Source organism: Actinoallomurus sp. NBC_01490 (assembly GCF_036227085.1).
GTDB classification, from domain to species: domain Bacteria; phylum Actinomycetota; class Actinomycetes; order Streptosporangiales; family Streptosporangiaceae; genus Actinoallomurus; species Actinoallomurus oryzae.
In genome coordinates, this window is sequence record NZ_CP109433.1 from 4,240,001 (window position 1) to 4,262,265 (window position 22,265).

18 protein-coding genes are annotated in these 22,265 nt (G+C 72.8%); 15 read left to right on the top strand and 3 right to left on the bottom strand.

The features are described 5' to 3' along the window. Positions 1 to 47: 47 nt before the first annotated feature. The 6 genes from OG417_RS20340 (at position 48) to OG417_RS20365 (ending at position 5,057) form a co-directional block, all read left to right on the top strand. On the top strand, positions 48 to 1,115 hold the full coding sequence (locus OG417_RS20340) for a M24 family metallopeptidase (protein WP_329258260.1): 1,068 nt from the start codon (positions 48 to 50) through the stop codon (positions 1,113 to 1,115). A 35-nt stretch (positions 1,116 to 1,150) separates the two neighbouring features. Beyond that, a complete protein-coding gene (efp, locus tag OG417_RS20345) occupies positions 1,151 to 1,708 on the top strand; it encodes an elongation factor P (protein ID WP_329258263.1) in 558 nt (185 codons plus the stop codon). 2 nt (positions 1,709 to 1,710) lie between these two features. Further along, positions 1,711 to 2,127: a transcription antitermination factor NusB gene (gene nusB, locus OG417_RS20350; protein ID WP_329258266.1), complete on the top strand. Its 417-nt coding sequence runs from the start codon at positions 1,711 to 1,713 to the stop codon at positions 2,125 to 2,127. 113 nt (positions 2,128 to 2,240) lie between these two features. After that, positions 2,241 to 2,984 carry a methyltransferase domain-containing protein gene (locus OG417_RS20355; protein ID WP_329258269.1) on the top strand — a complete coding sequence of 248 codons (744 nt, stop codon included), beginning with the start codon at positions 2,241 to 2,243 and terminating at the stop codon, positions 2,982 to 2,984. A gap of 222 nt (positions 2,985 to 3,206) precedes the next feature. Continuing rightward, a complete protein-coding gene (locus tag OG417_RS20360) occupies positions 3,207 to 4,478 on the top strand; it encodes a DNA polymerase IV (protein WP_329258271.1) in 1,272 nt (423 codons plus the stop codon). Positions 4,479 to 4,661: 183 nt separating this feature from the next. Continuing rightward, positions 4,662 to 5,057, top strand: a complete 396-nt coding sequence (locus OG417_RS20365; RefSeq protein ID WP_329258273.1) for a DUF3040 domain-containing protein — start codon at positions 4,662 to 4,664, stop codon at positions 5,055 to 5,057. Between the two features lie 151 nt (positions 5,058 to 5,208). Here the strand turns inward: OG417_RS20365 and OG417_RS20370 are convergent, their stop codons facing one another. Genes OG417_RS20370 through OG417_RS20380 form a run of 3 tightly spaced genes read right to left on the bottom strand, consistent with a single transcriptional unit; the run spans position 5,209 to position 10,015 of the window. Next, positions 5,209 to 7,602: a transglutaminase family protein gene (locus OG417_RS20370; RefSeq protein WP_329258276.1), complete on the bottom strand. Its 2,394-nt coding sequence runs from the start codon at positions 7,600 to 7,602 to the stop codon at positions 5,209 to 5,211. After that, entirely contained in the window at positions 7,599 to 9,029 is a 1,431-nt protein-coding gene (locus tag OG417_RS20375; protein WP_329258279.1) for a DUF58 domain-containing protein, read from the bottom strand. The genes OG417_RS20370 and OG417_RS20375 overlap by 4 nt, the downstream gene beginning before the upstream one ends. A gap of 5 nt (positions 9,030 to 9,034) precedes the next feature. Beyond that, positions 9,035 to 10,015, bottom strand: coding sequence for an AAA family ATPase (locus OG417_RS20380; RefSeq protein ID WP_329258282.1), 981 nt, complete (start codon positions 10,013 to 10,015; stop codon positions 9,035 to 9,037). Positions 10,016 to 10,521: 506 nt separating this feature from the next. On the opposite strand from OG417_RS20380, the gene mraZ reads away from it, so the two are divergent. The 9 genes from mraZ (at position 10,522) to ftsW (ending at position 22,120) form a co-directional block, all read left to right on the top strand. Further along, complete coding sequence (gene mraZ / locus OG417_RS20385; protein ID WP_329258285.1) at positions 10,522 to 10,953, top strand: division/cell wall cluster transcriptional repressor MraZ; 432 nt, start codon at positions 10,522 to 10,524, stop codon at positions 10,951 to 10,953. 325 nt (positions 10,954 to 11,278) lie between these two features. Then, complete coding sequence (gene rsmH / locus OG417_RS20390) at positions 11,279 to 12,346, top strand: 16S rRNA (cytosine(1402)-N(4))-methyltransferase RsmH (RefSeq protein ID WP_329258288.1); 1,068 nt, start codon at positions 11,279 to 11,281, stop codon at positions 12,344 to 12,346. Continuing rightward, positions 12,343 to 13,227 (top strand): hypothetical protein, encoded by an 885-nt coding sequence (locus tag OG417_RS20395; protein ID WP_329258290.1) that lies wholly within the window; start codon positions 12,343 to 12,345, stop codon positions 13,225 to 13,227. The genes rsmH and OG417_RS20395 overlap by 4 nt, the downstream gene beginning before the upstream one ends. Before the next feature lie 218 nt (positions 13,228 to 13,445). Beyond that, positions 13,446 to 15,188: a peptidoglycan D,D-transpeptidase FtsI family protein gene (locus tag OG417_RS20400; protein ID WP_329258292.1), complete on the top strand. Its 1,743-nt coding sequence runs from the start codon at positions 13,446 to 13,448 to the stop codon at positions 15,186 to 15,188. 41 nt (positions 15,189 to 15,229) lie between these two features. Then, on the top strand, positions 15,230 to 16,801 hold the full coding sequence (locus OG417_RS20405; RefSeq protein ID WP_329262415.1) for a UDP-N-acetylmuramoyl-L-alanyl-D-glutamate--2,6-diaminopimelate ligase: 1,572 nt from the start codon (positions 15,230 to 15,232) through the stop codon (positions 16,799 to 16,801). Further along, positions 16,798 to 18,201 (top strand): UDP-N-acetylmuramoyl-tripeptide--D-alanyl-D-alanine ligase, encoded by a 1,404-nt coding sequence (locus OG417_RS20410; protein ID WP_329258295.1) that lies wholly within the window; start codon positions 16,798 to 16,800, stop codon positions 18,199 to 18,201. The genes OG417_RS20405 and OG417_RS20410 overlap by 4 nt, the downstream gene beginning before the upstream one ends. Further along, positions 18,198 to 19,259, top strand: coding sequence for a phospho-N-acetylmuramoyl-pentapeptide-transferase (gene mraY / locus OG417_RS20415; RefSeq protein ID WP_329258298.1), 1,062 nt, complete (start codon positions 18,198 to 18,200; stop codon positions 19,257 to 19,259). Before OG417_RS20410 ends, mraY begins: the two co-directional genes overlap by 4 nt. Continuing rightward, entirely contained in the window at positions 19,241 to 20,656 is a 1,416-nt protein-coding gene (murD, locus tag OG417_RS20420) for a UDP-N-acetylmuramoyl-L-alanine--D-glutamate ligase (protein ID WP_442875708.1), read from the top strand. Before mraY ends, murD begins: the two co-directional genes overlap by 19 nt. 207 nt (positions 20,657 to 20,863) lie before the next feature. Then, a complete protein-coding gene (gene ftsW, locus OG417_RS20425) occupies positions 20,864 to 22,120 on the top strand; it encodes a putative lipid II flippase FtsW (protein WP_442875709.1) in 1,257 nt (418 codons plus the stop codon). Positions 22,121 to 22,265 lie beyond the last annotated feature (145 nt).

Genomic DNA, 22,265 nt, shown 5'->3' on the forward strand with positions numbered 1-22,265 from the left:
GGCCCTCCCGGTGTGCCCCGGCGCGCCGCGGCGCGTACAGTCGGGACATGCCCGGGATCCATGAGACACGCCGCGCGCGCCTGGCAGCGCTCGTCGCCGACCAGGGAGCCGACTTCGCCCTGGTCACCCGGCTGGTCAATGTCCGCTACCTGTGCGGTCTGGCCAGCTCCAACGCCGCTCTCCTCGTGGGCGCCGACGGCACCACCGTGCTCGGCACCGACGGGCGCTACGCGGGCACCGCGGCGCGCGTCTGCCCGGAGCTGGAGTGCGTCGTCGACCGCGACACCGCCGGCGCGCTCGGCTCACGGGCGTCCGGGCGGCTCGCCTTCGAGGCGCACGACGTGACCGTGGAGGCGCACCGCACGCTCGCCGACAAGCTGGAGGGCGTCGAGCTGGTGCCCCTGGGCCGCGCCGTCGAGGAGCTGCGCCAGGTCAAGGACGAAGAGGAGATCGCGCTGCTGCGCGAGGCCTGCGCGATCACCGACCGCGCGTTCGACGCGGTGCTGCCCTTCATCCGGCCCGGCCGTACCGAGCGGGAGATCGCCGTCGCGCTGGAGCGGTCAATGGTCGACCTGGGCGCGGAGCGGCCCGCGTTCGCCACGATCGTGGCGAGCGGGCCGAACGGCGCGATCCCGCACCACGTGCCCGCCGCCCGCGTGATCGAGTCCGGCGACTTCGTCACCATGGACTTCGGCGCGCTGTACGGCGGCTACCACGCCGACATGACCCGCACCGTCGCCGTCGGCCCCGCCGTGGGCGCGCTGCGGGAGATCTACGACCTGGTCGCGGCCGCGCAACGCGCGGGCGTCGAGGCGGCGGTCCCGGAGGCCGCCACCAAGGACGTCGACGCCGCGGCGCGCGACGTCATCGACGCCGCCGGGTACGCCGACGACTTCCCGCACGGTCTCGGGCACGGCGTCGGCCTGGAGATCCACGAGGCACCGCTCCTCGGGTACGACAAGACCGGTAAACTGACGGATCGAGTTCCGATCACCGTCGAGCCCGGCGTCTACCTCGCGGGGCGCGGCGGAGTCCGCATCGAGGACACTCTGGTCGTCCGTACGGACGGCGCGGAGCTGCTCACCAAGACGACCAAGGAACTGCTCGTCATCTAGACGCGGCAGGCCGCCGACGCAGGAGAACATCGCACGTGGCGACGACGAACGACCTCAAGAACGGCATGACGCTGAACCTCGACGGCCAGCTGTGGACCGTCCAGGAGTTCCAGCACGTCAAGCCAGGTAAGGGCGGCGCGTTCGTCCGCACCAAGCTCAAGAACATCCTTTCCGGGAAGGTCGTCGACAAGACCTTCAACGCCGGCACCAAGGTCGACGTGGCCAACGTCGACAAGCGGGAGATGCAGTACCTCTACCGCGAGGGCGAGGACTTCGTCTTCATGGACACCGAGACCTACGACCAGCCGCACATCCCCGGCGCCACCGTGGGCGACGCGGCCGACTACCTGCTGCCCGAGCAGAACGCCGTGATCGCGTTCAACAACGACACGCCGCTCTACATCGAGCTGCCCGCCGCGGTCGTCCTCGAGGTGACCGAGACCGAGCCGGGGCTGCAGGGCGACCGCTCGACGGGCGGCACCAAGCCGGCCACGGTCGAGACCGGTGCGGTGATCCAGGTCCCGCTGTTCATCACGACCGGCGAGAAGATCAAGGTCGACACCCGGTCGGGCGACTACCTGGGCCGCGGCTGACCGTGGCGGCACGCAGCAAGGCGCGCAGGCGGGCCCTGGAGGTCCTGTACGAGGCCGAGGTCCGGGGCGAGCCGCCGGCCGACGTGCTCGCCCGGCGCGCCGCGGACGCGAGCCAGCCGCTCGCCGAACAGGCGTTTCTCGGCCGGCTGGTCGAGGGCGTGGCCGAGCACCGGGAGCGCATCGACGAGCTGATCGCGACGTACTCCGTCGGCTGGACCCTCGATCGCATGCCGATGGTCGACCGCAACATCCTGCGGCTGGGCGCCTTCGAACTGCTCTGGAACGACGAGGTGCCCGACGGCGTGGCGATCAGCGAGTCGGTGGCCCTGGCCACCGAGCTGTCCACCGACGAGTCGCCGCGCTTCGTCAACGGCCTGCTGTCACGCCTGCTCGAACTCAAGCCCTCGTTGTCGTTGTAGCCGTTTAAGCTGGGCGCTGTGAGGCGAAAGAGGCAGGGACCCACCGTCCACGCGGCTTCGCCGGGCCGGCGGTGCGCGGCCCGTCCATGCCGTCCGGCATGGGGGGAGGCACGATGAACGAGCGTTCGCGCACGCGCCCGGCGCGCGGTGTCGTGTGGGAGATCCTGCGCGAGGTCCTCGACGAGAGCGCCAAGGCGTCCGGCCGGGCCGTCCTCGACGTGCTCGACGCCGGGGGCGGCACCGGCGGGCTGGCCGTGCCGCTCGCCGAGCTGGGCCACCACGTCACCGTCGTCGACTCCAGCCCCGACGCCCTCGCCGGCCTGGAGCGCCGCGCCGCCGAGGCGGGCGTCCGGGTCCGCGCGCTGCAGGGCGACGCCGACGGGCTGCTGGAGGCGGTCGGCCCCGACAGCGCCGATCTGGTGCTGTGTCACAGCGTGCTCGAATACGTCGACGACCCGGCCGCGGCGATGGCCTCGATCGCCCGCACCGTGCGCCCCGGAGGCGCGGTCAGCGTCCTGGCGGCCAACCAGGTCGCGGCCGTGCTGCACCGCGCGCTCGCGGGACGGTTCGACGACGCGCGGCGGCTGCTGTCCAGCGCCCAGGGCCGGTGGGGCGAGCACGACCCGATGCCCCGTCGGTTCACCTCCGGCATGCTGGCCGAGCTCATCGCGGGCTCCGGCCTGGGCGTCGGTGAGGTGCACGGCATCCGTGTCTTCGCCGACCTGGTCCCGAGCGGCCTCATCGACGGCGAGCGCGGCGCCGCCGAAGACCTCCTCGCCCTCGAACGCGCGGTCGCGATGCATCCGGTGCTGAAGGACGTGGCCACCCAGCTCCACGCCCTCGCCCGCCGACGATGACGCCCCCGTCCACGCCGCCGGCGGCCGTACGGATCACCGGTCGCCGCGGGAGACCGAGATGAGCCGCGCGCGGCGGTCGTACCGGCCGCGGACCGGTGTTCCGTACACCGAGACGGCGTGGGTGCGGGAGCCGGAGACGGGCCGTGAGCGGCGCTCGCACCGGCGGGGGAGCGGCGTTCGGTACGCCGGGGTGCCGGCGCGCGTGCGGCGTGGGGGACCGGGATGAGCCGCAAGCAGCAGTTGCACCGGCCGGGTCCGCCGCCCGGGCCGCCGGCGGACGACACCGGCTGCGGCATCCTGCACGTCGACATGGACGCCTTCTTCGTGAGCGTCGAGCTGCTCGAACACCCCGAGCTCCGCGGCCGGCCCGTGGTCGTCGGCGGCGCCGGCGGACGCGGTGTCGTGGCCGCCGCGTCCTATGAGGCGCGCAAGTACGGCGTGCACTCGGCGATGCCGATGACCCGGGCCCGGCGGCTGTGCCCGCAGGCGGTCGTCCTGCCGCCCCGGCACGACAAGTACGCCGCGGTCTCGGCGGGCGTGATGGAGATCTTCCGCTCGATCACGCCGCTGGTCGAGCCGCTCGCGCTCGACGAGGCCTTCCTCGACGTCACGGGCGCGCTCCGCCGCCTCGGACGGCCCGCCGAGATCGGGCAGCTGATCCGGCGGCAGGTCGCCGAGCAGCAGGGCATCACGTGCTCGGTCGGCGTCGCGAGCACCAAGTTCGTCGCCAAGCTGGCCTCCACGCGGTGCAAGCCCGACGGCCTGCTCGTCGTTCCCGCCGACGGCGTCGTGGAGTTCCTGCATCCGCTTCCCGTCGCCGCGCTGTGGGGAGTGGGCGAGCGCACCGAGCAGACCTTGCGGAGCCTGGGCCTGCGGACGGTCGGCGACCTGGCCGCGACCCCCCTCGACACGCTCCGGCGCGAGGTCGGCGAGGCGGCCGGAGAGCACCTGCACAACCTCGCGTGGGGCCGGGACGAACGCTCCGTCGTCTCCACGGCCAAGGACAAGAGCATCGGCGCGGAGGAGACCTTCGACGTCGACATCGCCGACCCCGAGAGCATCCGGCGCGAGCTGCTGCGCCTGTCCGACCGGGTGGGGGCGCGGCTGCGCGGCGCCGGCCACGTCGGGCGCACGGTCGCGGTCAAGCTCCGCCGTGCCGACTTCACCACGATCAGCCGCGCCCGCACGCTCCGCGAGCCGACCGACCTGGCGCGCGAGATCTACGCGACGGCGTGCGCGCTGTACGAGGCGTCCGGGCTGGAGCACACACCGCTGCGGCTCGTCGGCGTACGTGTCGAAAATCTCATTTCCGCCGAGGACGCCACACGCCAGCTCGCGCTGGGCGAGCCGGAGACGGGCTGGCGCGAGGCCGAGCAGGTCATGGACCTGGCGGCCCGGCGGTTCGGCAACGGCGCCGTACGCCCCGCCGCACTCATGCGCCCCGACGGTGAGCGCAAGGCGTACTACGGTAAGGAGTTGCCTCGTGACAAGTGAGGGCAGTGTGACCTATGTGACCACGGACGGTGAACATGCTGATTGACTCGGCGATCGGCGCGTCTCCGAGGGAGCGTTTTCTTTTCCACGGTCGTCGCGGCTCGTATTCTGGGCATATCACCGATAGCCATGTCTCCGTCCGGCGTGGGTATACCCTTCGCGGGGCTGTCCTTGGGAGGCGCCGTGCCGCTCTCTGACCACGAGCAGCGCCAGCTCGACCAGATCGAGCGTGCGCTGTATGCCGAGGACCCGAAGTTCGTTTCCGCGGTCCGCTCGACCGATCCGAAGGTCCACTACAAGCGCAGGATCTGGAAGGCCGCGATCGGGTTCGTCCTCGGCCTGATCGTGGTGATGGCGGGGCCGATCCTGAACACGATGCCGATCAGCATCGTGATCAGCGTCGCCGGCTTCCTCCTCATGGTGTTCTGCTGCGCCTGGGGCCTGACGAGCTGGAAGCGCATGACCGGCATCGGAGCGGACCCCGACCCCCGGAAACGTGCCAAGCCGTCCCGCGCGCCGAAGGCGAGTTTCATGGAACGGATCGAGGAGCGCTGGCGCCGCCGCCACGAAGGCCCCTGACCGCCCCCGCCCGAGCCCGGACGCGTGTCCGACGCCCGGCGCTGAACGCTGCCCGCCCGAACCCGACCGCGGTCCCCGACCCGACGACCTTCGCAGAATCGCCCGCCACGAGCGACACGCCTGCGTGAGCCCGCCTACTCTCCGTGGCCCGTCAGGTCGGGCGGCGGCGCCGTGGTGTGGCCACATCCAGCCACTCGAAGACGTCCATGATCCGGGTTCCCGCCCTCCGCAGGCTCTTCGTCGCCGACGGCGGGAACAGGCGGGCGCGCCACCGTACGCGCAGGCTCGCCCGGGCGCGGAACGCCGCTCGCAGCAGGCGCACGTCGTCACGGGGTGCCGCCAGGGGGTCGGCCGAGGGGGCGTACCGGGCCCGTTCCTCCGCCCGTGCCAGCCGCGCCAGTGCCTCCGCGGCCGCCCCGTCCAGTTCGAGGGCCTCGGCCAGCCGCCGGCCCGTCGCCCGCGGTGTCTCGCTCGCCGGCCAGCGGAACCCGTGGTCGGCCGCGTCCGCGCGCAGTTCGTCCCAGGCCGCGTGGGCCACCGCGACGTCCGTCTTCGCCCGGCGCCAGCGGCGCGCGCGGGTCAGGCGGCGCAGCGTGGCGGGCGTCAGCAGCAGGAGCACCACCACGAGGCCGATCAGCAGCCACGCCACCGGCAGGTGCGACGTGTGCTCCTCGGGCACGGCGCCCGGCGCCGCGCGCTCGTCGGCGAGCGTGTCGGTGCGGTGCCGCGTGACGGTCGGCGCGGACGTGGAGACCGAACCCGAGCCGGTGCCGGTCGTCGGCACCTGCGTCTCCGGGTCGCTGCCCGGCGAGCCGGGGAGCAGCTGCGGGGCCGTGTACGACGGCACGGTGGCGCTGCCCTGGCCGCCGTCCCCGCCGGGCGTGGGCTCGAACCGCAGCCAGCCGACACCGGTGAAGTACAGCTCCGGCCACGCGTGGGCGTCCTTCGTGCGCACCACCCACTCGCCGTCCGACCGCTGGGAGCCGGCCGTGTACCCCATGCCGACGCGCGCCGGGATGCCGAGGACGCGGGCGAGCACCGCCATCGACGACGCGAACTGCTCGCAGTAGCCGGTACGGGAGGTGAACAGGAAGTCCTGCAGCGCGCCCCCGTGCTGTGGCGGAGGCGTGTTGAGGCTGTAGGTGAAGTTCCCCGGCCGGGTGAACCAGTCCTGCAGCTTGACCGCCTTCTCGTACGGAGTCGAGGCGCCCGTGGTCAGCTGGGCGGCCAGCTTGGTGATGTCGTCGCCGACCGAGTCGGGCACCGCGAGATACCGCGAGGTGATCGAGTCCGGCGGAGGGCTCCCGGTGACGAGTTCCTGGTACGTCGGTTCGGGGCGGATGCTCGAGACCGTGTACGACCGGCCGCCCGCCGAGTCGTGGGTCGAGAAGACCGTCAGCGACCGGGGATCGACCCGCCAGTCGCCCTTGATGTTCACCTTGGTGGGCGGGTACGGCATCGGCAGCACGTCCAGTCCGTGCACCCGCGAGTCGATGCTGATGTCGGTGGTCACCGCTCGCGCGGGGATGGCGCCGGCGCCCGGCTCGGCGGGCAGTTGCCTGTCCGCCACCCGCTCGTCCCGCCCGGCGCGCAGCGGCCCGGTCGACCAGGTCTCGCCGTTGAACCGGTCGAGGGAGTACATCCGCAGGTAGTCCGGCGCGGAGCCGTCCGTGGTGCGATACCTCAGCACCTCGGCGTCCCCCTCGCGCACGAGCTGGCGCCGTACGCTCACGAGCGGGTCGAGGGCGTCCAGGCCGGTGATCGAGCCGGAGCCACTCCCGGATCCGGAGCCGCCGTCCCCGCCGATGCCGAGCAGCCCGCGCGGCTCGATGCCGGGCACCGCGAACGGCAGCACGATCGCGATCGCCACCGCGGCCAGCCCGATGCGGCGCCCGGCGGCCGCGAGCGGTCCGGAGTCCGGGCGTTCGTCGGCGGGGACGGTGGCCGACCAGCGGCGGGTGAACACCGCCCGGCCCCAGCCGGCGAGCTGGTCCCGGGCGTCGGAGACCAGGAGCCCGAGGTACCCGCCCGCGCTCAGCAGGAAGGCGAGCCAGCCCGTCGTCTGCTGGCGCACCGCCGCCGGCACACTGTAGATCGCCAGGAGCGGGAGCCCCGCGAGCGCCGCCCGGCGGACGCGCACCGCCAGGAAGTCGACGAGGATGGCGACCAGGCCGATTCCCGTGCCCGTCAGCATGTTGATGGCGGGCAGCATCGGCACCGGCGCCGCGTAGGCGTTCGCGTCGTGCCAGCCCTCGCCGAGCAGCCGGCCCAGCCGCGCCGTCGAGGAGGGCGTCGGGACGACGGCGAGCAGCGCCTGCCCGGAGGCGAACACCACGGTGAGGTAGAGGAACAGGACGGCCAGCCCGATCAGCGGGCACAGCGCGGCCGCCACGCGGAACCGCCGGGTGAGCGCCCCGGCGACGCCCACCACCAGGACCGCGCCGAACCCGGTACCGAACCACCCGCCGGACTCGTACAGCGGGTACAGCCCGACCGTCGCCAGCAGCGTGGCCGCGCACGCCACGATCGTCAGCCGTAGTCTCATGACGACTCTCCCCGGCTCGCTCCGTCCGTACCGGCCCCGGCGGCGTCGCCCGTGCCCGCCGTGCCGTCCGTGCCCGCCGCGCCGCCGCCCGGCGCCCCGCTGTTCGCCGGCGTACCCGGCGGACCCGCCGCGGACCGCCGGACACCCGCGCGGTCCCGTACCGCGCGCAGCTCGGAGTTCTCCGACGCCTGGTCCGCGCCGGCCCACGCGGCCGGCAGCGAGGCCGCCGAGTCGACGGTGAGCACCCGCCAGCCCGCGGCCCGCAGCACCGAGGCCGCCCGTGCCGCCGCGTGCTCCTCGTCTCCGACCAGCACCGCGACGCACGTGGCGGTGCCCTGCCGGGACCGGGCCACGTCCTGGACGTCCTCGGCGGTCAGCCGGCCGAAGACGCCGACGACCAGCCCGTCGCCGTCGCGCGCCGCCGTGCGCAGCGCGGCCAGCCCGGTCCGCAGCGACCGGCCGGTGGACGTACGGGCGACCGCCAGTGAGTCCAGCAGCGCCCCCTCGAAGACGGCGGTGGGCGAGAACGTCTCACCCTCGTCCGTGACGTACCGCAGACCGAGTCCCTCGCGTCCGAGCTGCACGCCGATCGAGGCCGCGACCGAGACCGCCTGCTCGAAGGACGAGGCGGCCCCCTGGCCCCAGTGCGCGATCCGGCGGGTGTCGAGGAACAGGGTGCCGCGGCTCTGCCACTGCTGCTCCTCGCGCCGGACCATCAGCTCGCCGCGCCGGGCGGTCGAACGCCAGTGCACCCGCCGCAGGTCGTCGCCGTGGCGGTACTCCCGCGGCGCGACGTCGTCCTCTCCGGCGGTGGAGATCGTACGGGCCCGGCTCTCGCCGCCGCCCGTCCACGAGCCGGTCAGCCGGCCGTGCGGCAGCGGCACGATCGGCGGCGTGACGGTCAGCCGGTTCGAGGTCGCGAACGACCGGGCCAGCTCCACCAGGCCGAACGGGTCGGCGAGCCGTACCAGCAGCGGTCCGACCTGGTAACGCCCCCGTACGTCCGGGCGGAGCCGGTAGACCATCTCCCGACCGCCGCCGGGTTCGATCCGGTCGACGACGAAGCGCGCGCGGTCGCCGAGCGTGTACGGGACCTGGTCCTCCACGAGCAGGATCCCGGTCGGCAACCGCGAGATGTTCTGCAGGACGATGCCGATCTGGGCCTCGTGCCCTACGGGCAGCCGCGATGGGTCGGCGCGGCGCGTGCACGAGAGCCGGTAGCGCGTGCGCGACACGACCAGCCCCGACAGCACCGGCAGGATGAGGATGAGCACCCCCGCCCGCAGCAGGTCGCGCTCGCCCAGGATGAACGCGCAGGCGATCGCGGTGATGCCCGCCGCCACGAACGACCGCCCGCGAGTGGTCAGCGAACCGAGCGCCCCGCGGACGGCGCGCCCCGGCCTGAACCCGGCCCGTCCGGTGCCCACGTCCACTAGTGCCGGGGGTCGGGCACCGGCACGTGGGCGACCAGCTCGGCGACCACGTGTTCGGGCAGACGGCGTTCGACCTGGGCCTCGGCGGTCGGCAGCAACCGGTGGGCGAGCACCGGCACGGCCAGGTACTGCAGGTCGTCGGGCAGAACGTAGTCCCGGTCCTCCAGCGCCGCGTACGCGCGGGCGGCGCGTACGAGGTGGAGGGTCGCCCGCGGAGACGCGCCGAGCCGCAGCTCGGGGTGCTCACGGGTGGCGGTGACCAGGGCGATGGCGTAGTTGCGCACGGAGGAGGAGACGTGCACGTTGCGGACGAGCTCGATCAGCTCCCGTACGTCACCGGCCCGCGCCACCGGGGACAGGTCGTCCAGCGGCGAGGTCCGGCCGTGCACGTCGAGCATCTGCAGTTCCGCGCCGGGCTCGGGGTAGCCCATCGAGATGCGGGCGGTGAAGCGGTCGCGCTGGGCCTCGGGCAGCGGGTAGGTGCCCTCCATCTCGACCGGGTTCTGGGTCGCGATGACCATGAACGGCCGATCCAGGTCGTACGTGTGGCCGTCCACGGTGACCTGGCGTTCCTCCATGCATTCCAGGAGGGCGGACTGCGTCTTCGGCGAGGCGCGGTTGATCTCGTCGCCCACCACGATGTTGGCGAAGACCGGCCCCGGCTTGAACTCGAACTCCCGCCGCTCCTGGTTGTAGGCGCTGACGCCGGTGATGTCGCTCGGCAGCAGGTCGGGGGTGAACTGGATCCGCCGCACCGAGCAGTCGATGGAGCGGGCGAGCGCCTTGGCGAGCATCGTCTTGCCGACTCCGGGCACGTCCTCGATGAGCAGATGGCCCTCGGCGAGAAGAACGGTGAGCGCGAGGCGTATGACGTCCGGCTTGCCCTCGATGACGGACTCGATGGCCCCGGAGATCCGGCCCGAGATCTTCGCGAGGCCTTCCAGCCCCCGTCCGACGTCACCGTGTGTGCTGACTGCCACTAACCCCTCCTCGGGCCATCCGCGCGGCCACGCGGCCCGCCGCCGGTCCCGCGCCGGCCCGGCCTCGTCGCACACGGATGCGGATGGGGAGCTCCATCCGGTTTGTTCATGTTGTTGTGTTGCACCGACAGTACGTCTTTTGGGCTGGTTGGTGCGATGCTCCGTGCAGGAGGGTAACCCCCGATCCGGCTAACGGCCGCATCCGGGTGTTATTGGATTCACGCGCCATTTCGGATTCCCCACTTCACTCCATCGTGCGCGCGCAGTCCGTGCGTTTCACGTCATTCGGCGCCTTCCGCCTTCACAATGCGCCGCGGCCTCCTCGTGACCCCCCATCGGGGGGCCTCGTGGACGCCCCACTCTGCTCCACCGCTCTGACCTGCGGCTTTGTCTTGTGAAACGCCGCGAGCCAGGCGTTTTGGTCGTTGACCGTGGGGCAGAGTGGAGTAGAGTGGGGCGCCGTGGGGCAGGGTGCATCGCCTCACGGGGGGCGGAGGTGAGGCCGGATGTTCCTCGGCACTCATTCACCGCGCCTGGACGACAAGGGACGACTGTTCCTGCCGGCGAAGTACCGCGAGGAGCTCTCGGGGGGATTGGTGATCACGAAGGGTCAGGAGCGCTGTCTCTACGTCTTTCCTGAGGCGGAGTTCCAGCGCATCACCGAGGCGCTTCGTACGGCACCGGTCACCGCCAAGGCCGTGCGGGACTACAGCCGGGTCTTCTTCGCCAGCGCCTCAGACGAGGTTCCCGACAAACAGGGGCGGATCACCATTCCGCCGGCCCTGCGCGCGTACGCCGGCCTGAGCCGCGACTGCGCCGTCATCGGAGCCAACACGCGCTTGGAGATCTGGGACGCGACCGCGTGGGAGACCTACCTGTCGGAGCAGGAGCCGCAGTTCTCCGATCTGTCCGAGGAGGTGCTGCCCGGGATTCTCTGACCGCACCATCGCCGGTCGCGGATCCGTTCGGCGAGGTCTCCACCCGCTCCCAACTGGCGCACCTTCCCCGGTGCCAGATGGCCGTAGCACATCTTCCTCCACGGAACAGCGGATGGGGACCTGGCCGGGCGAAGTCCGTAACGGGGGCCGGCGAAAAGCCATTGAGCGGTGAGCCGCAGAGCGCATCCGGGGCGATCACGCCCGGGTGAGAGTCCGCGTCGGCCGTCCGCGGGGTGCTCTACGCGCGTCGCCGGCACGGCGGAGCAGCAGGCGAGCGCGGCATCAGCGCCGTCCGCGAGCAGTGGCGTCATGTGAGAGGTTTTCGATGCGAGGCGACGAAGAGCGCGAGGGGGGACCACGCGCGACGGGGCACGTGCCGGTCATGCTCGACCGGATTCTGGCACTGCTGGGGCCGGCCCTGTCGACGCCCTCCGATGAGGACGTGTTCTTCGTCGACGCGACCCTCGGCCTGGGCGGACACGCCGCGGCCGTGCTCGAAGCCCACCCACGCGTCACGCTCATCGGTCTCGACCGCGACACCAGCGCGATCGAGCGGTCCGGCCGGCGGCTCCAGGCCTACGCCGGGCGCACCCACCTCGTCCACGCGGTGTACGACGAGATCCCGCGGGTTCTCGCCGAGCTCGGCGTCTCCGGCGTCCACGCCGTGCTCTTCGACCTCGGGGTGTCCTCCCCGCAGCTCGACGAGGCCGAGCGCGGCTTCGCCTATTCCTATGACGCACCGCTCGACATGAGGATGGACCGCACCCAGGAGCTCACCGCCGAGCAGGTGGTCAACACATACTCCGCTTCGGACCTCACGCGCATCCTGCGCGACTACGGCGAGGAGCGGTTCGCGCGGCGCGTGGCGGAGGCGATCGTACGGGAGCGGGGGCGCGCCCCGCTGACCTCGACGGGCAGGCTCGTCGAGGTCGTCCGTGACGCGATCCCCGCCGCCGCGCGCCGCACCGGAGGCCACCCGGGCAAGCGCACCTTCCAGGCCCTGCGCATGGAGGTCAACGGCGAGCTGCCCGCGCTGGAGTGGGCCCTCCCGGCCGCGCTCGACGCCCTCGTGGTGGGCGGCCGCGTCGCGGTCCTGTCCTACCACTCGCTCGAGGACCGCATCGTCAAGCGGGCCTTCGCCGCGCGGACCACCGACACGACACCACCCGACCTGCCGGTTCCCCTGCCGGAACGACAGCCGCGGTTCCGCCCGCTCACCCGAGGCGCGGAGCAACCGTCCGACGAAGAGACCACGACCAACCCACGGGCCGCGTCGGCGCGCCTTCGCGCCGTCGAGCGGACCCGTGAGCGTGAGGGACGTCCGCGAGGCGGCGCGAGGCCGCTCGACGAAGACCCGCCGAGCGGGCGGAGGCAAGCAGGAGGCACCACATGACCATGACGACTCCGCCGCAGGAGACGCGCACCCGCCGCCGGCGCGGGGACGACGACACGCCGGCCCCGCGGCCGGCGCGCCGCCGCCGCCGCACGCCCGAGCCGCGCGAGGCCCAGGGTGACGCGGACACGGGCGGAGCGGTCAAGCAGCGCCCGGCGAAGACCGGCACCGCCCGGCCCGGCGCCCCGAGGCCGAAGAAGAACGCCACCGCGAAGACCGGCGCCAGGTCCGGTGCGGCCAGGTCCGGCGCGGCCAAGTCCGGCGCCACGAAGACCGGCGCCGCGAAGGGCACGGCCGTCAAGGGCACGGCCGTCAAGAGGAGCGCCGTCAAGGCGCGCCCGGCGACCACCACGGAGCGGAGCCGGTCGGCGGCGGTCCGCAGGCCGTCCTCAAGGGCCGCGGCGCGCCGGGTCGCGCCGCCGCCGCGCACCCCGTTCGTGCTGCTCGTCGTCGGCCTGCTCGGCGGCGCCCTGGTGAGCCTCCTGCTGCTCAACACCGTGCTCGCCCAGGACGCGTTCACCCTGAGCGAGCTGCAGCGCGGCAACCAGCAGCTGGGCGAGCGCAAGCAGGCGCTGCAGGAGGACATCAACCGGGAGGACAGCCCGTCGGTCATCCACAACAAGGCGCGCGGGCTCGGCATGGTGGACGGGCGGCGCCCCGCCTTCATCGACGCGCGCACCGGTCAGGTCACCCAGGGCGGCGCCCGTCCGCCGGGCGTCTCCGACGAGGCGATGGCGGCGGCCGCCGGCGCGGGCGTGGCCGGAGCGCCCGGCGCGATCATGCCGCCCGCCGGCGCGGCGACCCCCAAGACCTCCGCCCCGACCGCTTCCCCCGGAAAGGCGTCGGACGGCACCGGCCAGAAGGGAGGCGGCACGCGGTGACGGCACGCCGTGGCCGCGGCCCGGCCGCCCCGCCCCCCGGCGGGCCGCGCGGGGCGGGCCCGGGAAAGAGCGGCCAGACCGGCCGTCCCGCCGGTCCGCGCGCCTCCGCGCCCCGCACCGGCGGTGGCCGTGGCGCCGCGACCAAGCCGCCGCCCCGGCGCAGGCCGCCGCGTCCCGCGTCTCCGCCGCCGCGGCGGCCCCCGAGGCCGCGTGGCGTGATGATCCGCCGTGACCCGGTCAAGCGCCTCAACGTCGGCCTGCTGCTCGTCGCTTTCGTGCTGTCGCTGTTCGCCGGCCGTCTCGTCCAGCTCCAGGGCATCGAGTCCAAGGGCTACGCCGAAGCGGCGGTGCGCCAGCGGCTCAACCGCATCGACCTGCCCGCCGTCCGCGGGCCGATCAGTTTCGCCGACGGCCAGCCGCTCGCGATGACCGTCGACGCGCGGGTGATCTACGCCGACCCGGTGATGGTCGAGGCAGGCCAGCGTCAGCGGATCGCCGCCACGCTGGCGTCGATGTTCGGGCTCGACCAGGCCGGGCTGCTCAAGAAGCTCACGCCCAGCTCGAAGATGAACCGCTACGTGGAGCTGGTCCACCACGTCGAGCCCGACCGGGCCCGCATGGTCACCCAGATGGGCTTCAAGGGCATCGGCTCGCTGCAGGAGTACCGCCGCGTCTACCCCGGCGGCGATCTCGCCGCCAACGTCGCCGGTTTCGTCAACAGCAACGGTGACGGCGGCGCGGGCCTGGAGTCGAGCATGAACACCATGCTCAAGGGCAAGAGCGGCTGGCAGAAGGTCGAGCTCAGCGAGACCGGCCAGCGCATCCCCATGGGCGAGGACGAGATGAGCAAGCCGATCCCGGGCAAGGGCATCCGGCTGACCCTCGACCGCGACATCCAGTGGAAGGCCCAGGACGCGATCGCCAAGCAGGTCAAGGCCACCGGCGCGCAGAGCGGCAGCGTCATCGTCATGGACCCGCGGAACGGCCAGGTCATCGCCATGGCCACCACGCCCACCTTCGACCCGGCGAACTACCTCAAGTCGTCCGAGGCCGACTGGGGCAACCGGGTGGTCCAGGAGGGCTTCGAGCCGGGCAGCACCAGCAAGGTCATCACGGCCGCGGCGGCGATGGAGGCGGGCGGCGTCACGCCGGAGACCCCGTTCACCGTGCCCGGCACCCTGACCCGGTACGACCGCACCTTCCACGACTCGGAGGCCCACGGCATCGAGCACCTCACCTTCGGCGGCGTGCTCGCCAAGTCGAGCAACATCGGCACGATCCTGGCCAGCGAGCGCGTCACGGCGACGCAGCTGTACCAGTACATGCGGGCGTTCGGCTACGGCGAGGACACCGGGATCGGCCTGCCCGGCGACAGCAGGGGCATCCTCAAGCCGGTCGACCAGTGGTGGGGCACCGACCGCTACGCCATCGCCTTCGGCCAGTCGGTGTCGGTCACCGCCCTGCAGGTCGCGAGCGTGTACGCCACGATCGCCAACGGCGGCGTGCGCGTGACGCCCAACATCATCGCCGGCACCCTTGACGACAAGGGCACGCTCACCCCGTCGGCCCGCCCGTCCTCGCGCCGGGTGATCAAGCAGTCCACGGCGAGTGACCTGACCCGGATGCTCGAGGGCGTCACGACCAAGGACGGCACCGCGCCCGAGGCGCAGATCTCCGGCTACCGGGTGGCGGGCAAGACCGGCACCGCGCAGAAGGTCAACCCCGACTGCGCCTGCTACACCGGGGGAGGCTACACCTCGACGTTCGTCGGCTTCGCGCCCGCCGAGAACCCGCAGCTGGTGGTCGAGGTCGTGCTACAGAAGCCGCAGAAGGGGTACTACGGGGGCGAGGTCGCGGCGCCCGTGTTCAAGGACGTCATGAGCTTCGCACTGCAGAGCCGCCGGATTCCGCCGTCCGGCAGCAAGTCTCCGAAGATCCGAATCTACGCAGACCACCGGTGACCGGCGGTACTCTCTCCGCCGTGTCCAACAGACCCGATCCCATGCGCCCCAAGTCCGTGCCCGCCCGCTCGCTGTCCGGGCTCGTGTCCCTGCTCGGCCTGAGCGAGCAGGGACAGCCGATACGGGGGATGGTCACCGGGGTGACACACGACTCCAGGAAGGTCCTCAAGGGCGACCTGTACGCCGCCCTGCCCGGCAGCCGGTTCCACGGCGCCGTCTTCGCCGAGCAGGCCGCCGCCGCGGGGGCCACCGGGATCCTCACCGACCACGAGGGCCGGATCCGCGCCGAGCGCGCCGGCATCCCCGTGCTCGTCGTCGACGACCCGCGCGCGGTGCTCGGCGAGGTGGCCTCCTGGGTGTACGGCCGGCCGGTGCGCGACGTGGCCCTGCTGGGCGTCACGGGCACGAGCGGCAAGTCCACCACGACGTTCCTGCTGGAGGCGGGCCTGCGGGCGGCGGGCCACGAGACGGGCCTGATCGGCGGCATCGAGGTCAGGGTCGCCGGCGAGACCCTCCCGAGCACGCTGACCACGCCGGAGGCCACCGACCTGCACGCGCTGCTCGCGCTCATGCGCGAGCGCGGGGTGACGGCGGCGGCCATGGAGGTCTCCAGCCACGCCCTCGACTTCGGCCGCGTCGGCGGCGCCTTCTACGAGGTCGCCCTGTTCACGAACCTGTCCCAGGACCACCTCGACCACCACGGCACCATGGAGGCGTACTTCGCCGTCAAGGCGCGGCTGTTCACCCCCGAGCTCAGCCGCCTGGGCGTGGTCAACGTCGACGACGACTGGGGCCGCCGCCTCACCCACGTCGCCAAGGTCCCGGTGACGACGTTCTCCGCCGACGGCGACCCCGGCGCCGACTGGCGTGCCGCCGACGTGCGCCTCGAGCCGTACGGCAGCACCTTCCGGGTGATCGGGCCGGGCGGCGTCGAGGCCGAGGCGCGGGTGCCGCTGCCGGGCCCGTTCAACGTCGCCAACGCCCTGGGCGCGATCGTGGCGCTCGTGGAGGCCGGCATCCCCCTGCAGGCGGCGGTGCGCGGCATCGGGAGCCTCGGAGGCGTCCCCGGCCGCCTGGAGCCGGTGGACGAGGGACAGGACTTCACGACGCTGGTCGACTACGCGCACAAGCCCGGGGCGGTCGAGGCCGTGCTCGGCACCCTCCGTCCGCTGACCAAGGGCACCCTCACCATCGTGCTCGGCTGCGGCGGCGACCGCGACAAGGGCAAACGCCAGATCATGGGAGAGATCGCGGCGCGCCGGGCCGACGTGGCGGTCTTCACCAACGACAACCCCCGCACCGAAGACCCCTGGGCGATACTCAACGCTATGGTCGGGGGAGTACTCACCGTGCCGGAGAACGAACGGGCGCACGTCGTCGTGGAGCCCGACCGGGCGGCGGCGATCGCGCTCGCGATCGGCCGCGCCCGGCGGAGCGACGTGGTGCTCGTCGCGGGCAAAGGTCACGAACAGGGGCAGTACATCGCCGGTGAGGTCTTCCCGTTCGACGACCGGGAGGTCGTACGGCGGGCGCTGCGCGAGCGCCGCGCCGGGGCCCTCGGCGATGTCGCGAACACCACGGCCGCAGCGGCCGACGACGAGGAGCAGTCTTGATCCCACTCTCGCTCGCGCGGATAGCGGAGATCACCCGCGGCAAGCTGGACGGGGCGTCCCCGGAGGCCGTCGTCGCCGGACCGGTCGTCATCGACTCGCGCAAGGCCGAGCCCGGCGCGCTGTTCGCGGCGCTGCGCGGCGAGCGCCTCGACGGCCACGACTTCGCCGGCCAGGCGGTGGCGGCGGGCGCCGTGGCGGTGCTCGCCGAGCGCGAGGTCGGCGTGCCGGCCGTGATCGTGGACGACGTCCTCACCGCGATGGGCGCGCTCGCCCGCGGGGTCGTCGACCGGCTGCCGGAGGTCACCGTGGTCGGCCTGACCGGCTCGGCGGGCAAGACCTCCACCAAGGACCTCCTCGCCCACCTCGCGTCGCGGCTGGGCCCGACCATCGCGCCGCCCGGGTCGTTCAACAACGAGATCGGCCATCCGCTCACCGTCCTGCGGGCCACCGAGGGCACCCGCTACCTCGTCCTGGAGATGGGAGCGCGCGGCCTCGGGCACATCAGGCATCTCACCGGGATCGCGCCCCCCGACATCGGCATCGTCCTCAACGTCGGCAGCGCGCACATCGGCGAGTTCGGCAGCCGCGAGGTCGTCGCCAGGGCCAAGGGCGAGCTGGTCGAGGCGCTGTCCGCGCGGGGCACCGCGATCCTCAACGCCGACGACCCGCTCGTCCGCACGATGGCCGCCCGCACTCCGGCGCGGATCGTGACGTTCGGCCGGGCGCCGGACGCGACCGTGCGCGCGGTCGACGAGTCGCTCGACGAGACGGGCCGGCCCCGGTTCACCCTGGTGACGCCCGAGGGCTCGGCCGCCGTACGCCTGCGGCTGCACGGCGCGCACGCGGTCGCCAACGCCCTCGCGGCGGCCGCCGCCGCGCGGTGCCTGGGCATGCCGGTCGCGGACGTCGCCGCGGGGCTTTCGGAGGCGGAGCCCGCCAGCCGCTGGCGCATGGAGGTCACCGAGCGACCCGACGGGGTCACGGTGGTCAACGACGCCTACAACGCCAACCCCGAGTCCGTTCGCGCCGCTCTCGACGCCGTCATTCACATGGCACGCGGCGGGCGCGCGTATGCGGTTCTGGGCGGAATGGCGGAGTTGGGCGCGTCGACGGTCGAGGAGCACGAGAAGATCGGAGCCTACGCCGCCCGTGGCGGCCTGGCGGGACTCGTCGCCGTGGGCGACACCGCCGGGGCCGTGCTGAGGGGCGCCGAGCAGGTGGGCACATGGACAGGAGAAGGCGTGCAGGTCGAGGATGTCGGCGCGGCGGTGTCCGCGCTGGGCGAGCGGTTGCGGCCGGGTGACGTCGTGCTGATCAAGGGATCGCGCGTCGCCGGGCTCGAACGGGTCGCCGAGGCCGTGCTGGCGGCCGTACCCGTCGAGGGGAGCGACGACGCGTGAGGACCATCCTGGTCGCCTCGGCCCTCTCACTGATCATCGCGCTGCTCGGCACCCCCCTGTGGATCCGGCTCGTGCGCCGGCTCGGCTACGGCCAGATGATCCGCGAGGAGGGCCCGCAGGCCCACCTCGGCAAGCGCGGCACGCCCACGATGGGCGGCACCGTGTTCATCGTGGCCGCGCTCGTGGGGTACCTCATCGCGCACCTGGCCACGACGACGCGGCCGACGGTGTCCGGCGTGCTGGTGCTGCTCCTCATGACCGGACTCGGCGTCGTCGGGTTCGTCGACGACTACATCAAGGTCTTCAAGCAGCGCAGCCTCGGCCTCCGCAGCGGCGCCAAGATGATCGGCATCATCATCGTCGGCGCGGTGTTCGCGCTGCTGTCCCTGCGCTTCCCCAACGGCTACGACATCACCCCCGCCACCACGCACCTGTCCTTCCTGCGCGACTTCGGCCCGTCGATCGGGCCGTACCTGTTCGTGGGCTGGGCGCTGCTGATGATCGCCGGCACGTCCAACGCCGTGAACCTCACCGACGGCCTGGACGGCCTCGCCGCCGGCGCGGTCGGATCGGTCCTGGGCGCGTACGTCCTGATCGGCAACTGGCAGCTCCGCAACAGCTGCACCCTGATCGGCCTGGCCCCGAACTGCTACACCGTCCGCGACCCGCTCGACCTCGCGGTCGTCGCCTCGGCCGTGCTCGGCGCCCTGGTCGGGTTCCTGTGGTGGAACGCCCCGCCCGCCAAGATCTTCATGGGCGACACCGGCTCGCTCGGCCTCGGCGGCGTCATCGTCGGCCTGGCCGTGATGACCCGCACCCAGCTGCTGTTCATCATCCTCGGCGGCCTGCCCGTGATCATCACCCTCTCGGTGATCATCCAGGTCGGGTCGTTCAAGATGACCGGTAAACGGGTGTTCAAGATGGCGCCCCTGCAGCACCACTTCGAGCTCTCCGGCTGGGCGGAGACCACGATCGTGGTGCGGTTCTGGCTGATCTCGATGTTGTGCGTGGCCGCCGGGCTGGCGCTGTTCTACATCGAATGGATGCCGGGCCATTGACCGGCGCACACGCCACCGGATGGGAGGGCCGGACGGTCTGCGTCGCGGGCGCGGGCATCTCGGGCCGGGCGGCGGCGCGTGTGCTCGCGGCCCGGGGCGCCCGGGTCACGGTCGTCGACGCGCGTGACGACGAGGCCCTGCGCGAGAAGCTCGCGCTGCCCGGCGTCACCGTGCGCCTCGGCGACGGCGAGACGCTGCCGGACGGCACGGACCTCGTCGTCACCTCACCGGGCTGGCGCCCCGACGCGCCGCTGCTCGCCGCCGCGGCGAAGGCCGGCGTGGAGATCATCGGTGAGGTCGAGCTCGCCTGGCGCCTGCGCGGCCCCGGCGCCGCGCCCTGGCTGGCCATCACCGGCACCGACGGCAAGACCACCGTCGTGCGCATGCTCGCGTGCATGCTCGAGGCCGCCGGGCACCGCACGCTCGCGGTCGGCAACGTCGGCACCCCGATCGTGGAGGCCGTGACCGGCGACGGCGCCGAGCCGTACGACGTGCTGGCGGTCGAGCTGTCCAGCTTCCAGCTGCACTGGTCCGGCTCGGTCCGCCCGTACGCCGCGACCGTGCTCAACCTGGCGCCCGACCACATCGACTGGCACGGCTCGCTCGAGGCGTACGCCGCCGACAAGGCCAAGATCTTCGCCCCGGGCACCCTCGCCGTCGTGAACGCGGACGACGAGTGGTCCACCCGGCTCGGCGCGGGCGCCGAGCGTTCGGTCGGGTTCACGCTGGGCTCGCCGAGCGCCGGGCAGCTCGGCCTGGTCGAGGACCTGCTGGTCGACCGCGCCTTCACCGACGACCCGGCGCGCGAGGCGGCCGAGCTGGCCGAACTCTCCGACGTGCGCCCCTACGCCCCGCACAACGTGGCCAACGCCCTGGCGGCCGCGGCCCTGGCCCGGGCGTTCGGCGTGCCGGCCGAGGCCGTACGCGAGGGGCTGCGCCGGTTCACGCCCGACCCGCACCGGATCGAGCTGATCGCCACCGTCCGCGACGTCGCCTATGTCAACGACTCCAAGGCCACCAACCCGCACGCCGCCGCCGCGTCGCTGGCCGCGTACCCCTCCATCGTGTGGATCGCCGGCGGCCTGCTGAAGGGCGCCGACGTCGACGAGCTCGTCCGCTCGTGCGCCGGCCGGCTGCGCGGCGCGGTACTCATCGGACGCGACCGGGCACAGATCGCGACGGCACTTGCGCGACACGCGCCGAATGTCCCGGTGGTGGATGTCGCCGACACCGACACTGGGGCCATGGACCGTGTCGTCGCCGCGGCCACCGCCCTGGCGCGGCCCGGCGACACGGTGCTGCTCGCGCCGGTCGGAGCCTCCTTCGACATGTTCGCCGGCTACCCGGCGCGCGGCGAGGCCTTCGCCGCCGCGGTCAGGCGCCTCGCCGCGCCCTGACGGCCGGAGCGAGCCCGCCCGCCAGGGCGGAGGTGATCGGTGGGCACCGTGGGCGGCGAAGAGAGTGAGCCATGAGCGAGTGGAGCGAGCGAACCACAGGACACGCGCGCATGGTCTCTCCTCCGACGAAGGAGGGCCCATGAGCGAGCGGAGCGAGCGAGTCAAAGGACGCGTGCGCATGGTCTCTCCTCCGACGAAGGAGGGCCCATGAGCGGCGAGGTGAGGGTGCGGGCCGAGGAGGAGCCCGGGCCGCGCGGCTGGTTCTCGGGGATGGCGGGGCTGCTCGACCGGCCCTTGACCTCCTACTACCTGGTGCTGGGCTGCTCGATGCTGCTGCTCGCGCTCGGCATGGTGATGGTGCTGTCGGCCTCCAGCGTCCGGCAGTACCAGAACACCGGCTCGGCGTACACGCTGTTCGAGAAGCAGGCGCTGTGGGTGGTGATCGGCCTGCCGCTGATGTGGCTGGCGAGCCGGATGCCGGCCAAGGTCTTCCGCACGCTGGCCTACCCGCTGATGCTGCTGTCCGGCCTGGCCCTGGTCGTGGTGCTGGTCCCCGGTCTCGGCCAGAGCGTCAACGGCGCGCAGCGCTGGATCAGCTTCGGCGGCCCGTTCCAGCTCCAGCCGTCCGAGCCGGCCAAGCTCGCGCTGATCCTGTGGGGCGCCGACCTGCTGGCGCGCAAGGAGCGGCTCCGCCAGCTCACGGAGTGGCGGCAGCTGCTGATCCCGCTGCTGCCCGGCGCCGGCGTGCTCGTCATGCTCGTCATGCTCGGCAACGACCTGGGCACCACCCTCGTCCTGTTGACGATCTTCCTGGCCCTCCTGTGGGTCGTGGGCGCCCCCGGGCGGCTCTTCGTCGGCATGGCCGGCGTCACGGGTGTGATCGTGGCCATCCTCATCGTCGTCGAGCCGTACCGCATGCAGCGCCTGACCGGTTTCCTCGACCAGTCCGGCAACCAGCTCACGTACAACTACCAGGGCATCCAGGGCCTGTACGCCATCGCGTCGGGCGGCTGGTTCGGCACCGGGCTGGGCGAGGGACGCGCCAAGTGGAACTTCCTGCCCAACCCCGAGACCGACTTCATCTTCGCCATCATCGGGGAGGAGCTCGGCCTGATCGGCACGCTCATCGTGCTCGGCCTGTTCGGCCTGCTGGCGTACGCCGGGCTGCGGATCGCCCGGCGCGTCAAGGACCCGTTCATGCAGCTCGCCGCCGCCGGGGCCACCGCGTGGCTGGCGGTCCAGGCGATCGTGAACATCGGTGCGGTGATCGGCGTCCTGCCCATTACGGGTATCCCTCTGCCATTGGTGTCGTACGGTGGGTCAGCGTTGATCCCTACGCTGATCGTTCTGGGCATGCTCTTGTCGTTCGCCAAGCGCGAGCCCGGCGCCCGGCAGGCCCTGGCAGCGCGTGGTCCGGGTCCGGCCGCGCTGGCTCTAAGCTGGCTGGGCCTGGCCAAGCGCTGAGCATGTGCTTGTACCGAGGGTGAGCGAGTGGATGAGCGGGAGTGACGAGGGTGAGCGACCGACCGTTGAGCGCGAGTGACCTCGGCGAAGCGAGCGGCGTGGGCGGTCGAGGTACGAGGCCGGCCACGCGGAGTTAGTGGACGAG